This is a genomic window from Paraburkholderia solisilvae, from assembly GCF_902859875.1.
Lineage (GTDB): Bacteria > Pseudomonadota > Gammaproteobacteria > Burkholderiales > Burkholderiaceae > Paraburkholderia > Paraburkholderia solisilvae.
Genome location: NZ_CADIKF010000114.1, coordinates 1 through 2,649 on the forward strand (window position 1 = coordinate 1; position 2,649 = coordinate 2,649).

The 2,649-nt window shown below is 55.3% G+C and carries 2 protein-coding genes; one reads left to right on the forward strand and one right to left on the reverse strand.

Going from position 1 to position 2,649, the window contains the following annotated elements; translation table 11 throughout:
* The first annotated feature begins 699 nt into the window (after window positions 1-699).
* Window positions 700-1,910, forward strand: a protein-coding gene (locus tag HV675_RS31975) for an IS3 family transposase (RefSeq protein ID WP_175115456.1) whose coding sequence is annotated in 2 segments (ribosomal slippage) — window positions 700-1,018 and window positions 1,018-1,910 — 1,212 coding nt in all. Because the reading frame shifts where the segments join, the coding sequence is not laid out codon by codon here.
* 511 nt (window positions 1,911-2,421) lie between these two features.
* On the opposite strand, the gene HV675_RS32305 is transcribed toward HV675_RS31975, so the two are convergent.
* Window positions 2,422-2,649: hypothetical protein (locus HV675_RS32305; protein ID WP_217478294.1), on the reverse strand; the 228-nt coding region annotated here is incomplete at its 5' end.

Here is a 2,649-nt window from a genome sequence, read left to right on the forward strand (position 1 = left end):
CTGCACCATGCGCACTGCACGTTCGCGGACTTCAGCAGAAAACTTGTTCGACTTGTTCATGGCTCCATTCTCTCAAAAGTTGGAGCCTCCACCAAATCCGGGGCGGTTCATTGAGACTATTTAATGATGGGATTTCACCGCTATGGTTGTGAAGCCATCGCGCAGCGGTAATCGCGGACCGACTTCTTGCTCGGAGATTCGATGTCAAAAAGCCAGTTCAGTCTCGGGAAAAAGGGAAAGGAAACGCGCTCGCCAAGGTTCGATTTGAACCCATCCAAGGATATTTTGGCGCAGGCCGACTACGAATTCCAGTCCTAAGAAGGATTGGTAGCGGACAACCAAGCATTTGCTTAAGGTAATAGTTGATCAAGATATTTAATCATCAAGTGGCATGCAATGGAGACTGAATGTTGGGGAAGCTGTATTAGCTGAATAGAAGGTAGACAATGACGAGGCACAATTGGAGTGACATTGGAAGGGTCGCATGGGTGGTCGGAGTAGGGTCACTTCAAGGAGCGGGCACAGCGATCGTCCGGCGTTTAGAGAGAAGGTTTCGAGGTGGTGGTCACCGATTGGTCCTCCGAACGATTGGCTGAGGTTATACATGGAACAGCCCCCTGAAAGTCCGGACACAGTCTCCCACTTACAATAGCGGGTAGGCATAAGACTGTGTATATGACTAACAACAAGAACGAAGTGATGGAAGTGTTGACGGGACCTGAGCGCCGGCGGCGCTGGTCGGCAGATGAGAAGCTGGCGATGGTTCGAGAGACGTTCGAGCCCGGCAAGACAGTTTCGATGGTGGCGCGGCTGCACGGCATTAACCCGAATCAGCTGTTTCAGTGGCGCAAGCTGCATCAGGACGGTAGCCTGTCGGCAGTGAGCGCTGGCGAAGAAGTTGTGCCGGCGTCTGAGCTGGGTGACGCGCTGAAGCAGATAAAGGAACTGCAACGCCTGCTCGGCAAGAAGACTATGGAGAACGAGATTCTTCGGGAAGCCGTGGAGGTGATGAAGTCGCGAAAATGGATTGCGCGCTCACCCTCATTGCCAGGGGACGACCAGTGAAGCAGGTCTGTGACGTTCTCGGTGTAGCGCGCTCGAATATGGCGGTAAAGCTCGCGCGGCCTGCTGACTGGCAGGACGGCCGCGGTGCACGGAAAACGAATGATGCAGGCCTCGTCGACGAAATCCGGTTGCTCATTGCTGACTTGCCGAGCTACGGCTATCGGCGCGTCTGGGGCCTGTTGCGATGCGAGCGGGAATCCCGATGTGAGGCGCCGGTGAATGCCAAGCGAGTTTATCGCGTGATGCGCGTGCACGACCTACTGCTTCACAGAAGGCCTGCGCGGCCGCGCATCGAGCGGCGGCATGATGGCAAAGTGGCGGTGCCCAGGAGCAATCAGCGATGGTGCTCTGACGGCTTCGAATTCCGTTGTGACAACGGCGAGCCGCTGCGCGTTACGTTCGCTCTCGATTGTTGCGACCGCGAGGCCATGAGTTGGGCAGCGACGACTGGCGGGCATAGCGGCGATGTTGTTCGTGACGTCATGCTGGCAGCCGTCGAGCATCGCTTCGGCAACGTTCAGCGAGCGCCTGCGCAAATCGAATGGCTCAGCGACAACGGTTCAGGCTACATTGCCGACAGGACTCGCGCGTTCGCCTCGGACATCGGTCTCAAGCCGCTAACGACACCCGTGTGCAGTCCGCAGAGTAACGGCATGGCAGAAAGCTTCGTGAAGACGATGAAGCGTGATTACGTTGCGTTCATGCCAAAGCCAGACGCGGTGACCGCCGTCCGCAATCTGGCCGTTGCCTTCGAGCACTACAACGACAAACACCCGCATAGCGCGCTGAAATATCGCTCGCCGCGCGAGTTCCGACGCAGAACCGATTCATCAACCTTAGTGTGAGATGGTGTCCGGAAGTACGGGGGCAAATCCAATACATACAATTGAAGAGGATGGAGGGAGAGCGGTAGTTGCTCGCGGAGACGCAAGCATAGGGGGCGATTTGCAAAGTATCGCCGCACGAATCGCGAGTATCGGACCGATCGAGATCGGTGTCTATAACGCTGGCAATGCGGTGTTGTCGTCTACGATCGAAACCGACACGGCGGTCTTCGAGGATATGTGGAGGGTGGGCGGTTTTGTGTTTGGAAAGGAGGGGGCTCGCCTGATGTTGCCGTGCCGCTGTGGCACCATTTTGTTTACAGGTGTGTCTTCGTCGTTAAGAGGCAGAGCCAGGTTCGCGGCGTAGCGAAAGCAGGATTCCGAATGGTGTGTCAAACGCTGGCGCGGGAGTTACAGCTACAAGGCATTCACGTTGTGCATGTGGTGATTGACGGCTCCATTCGCGGAAAAAAGATTCTGAAGACTATGTCCGAACTCGCTCATCGGAAATGACCGGATGGCCTACTTAATATCAATGTGATTGCTGAGACGTACTGGACCTTACATCAGCAAAGCCACGTGGCGTGGTCGCATGAGCTTGATTTGCGACCATACCTAGGGCAATTTTGAGTTTGCGTTCATAGACATCTGAGCTTGCCCCCGAAAAACGAATCCCTTGCTGAACAGGTAAACTCAAGCAAGGAGAAGAACGATGACAAGCAAGGCAAAGCGAGCACAGTACACGCTCGAGTTCAAGCTG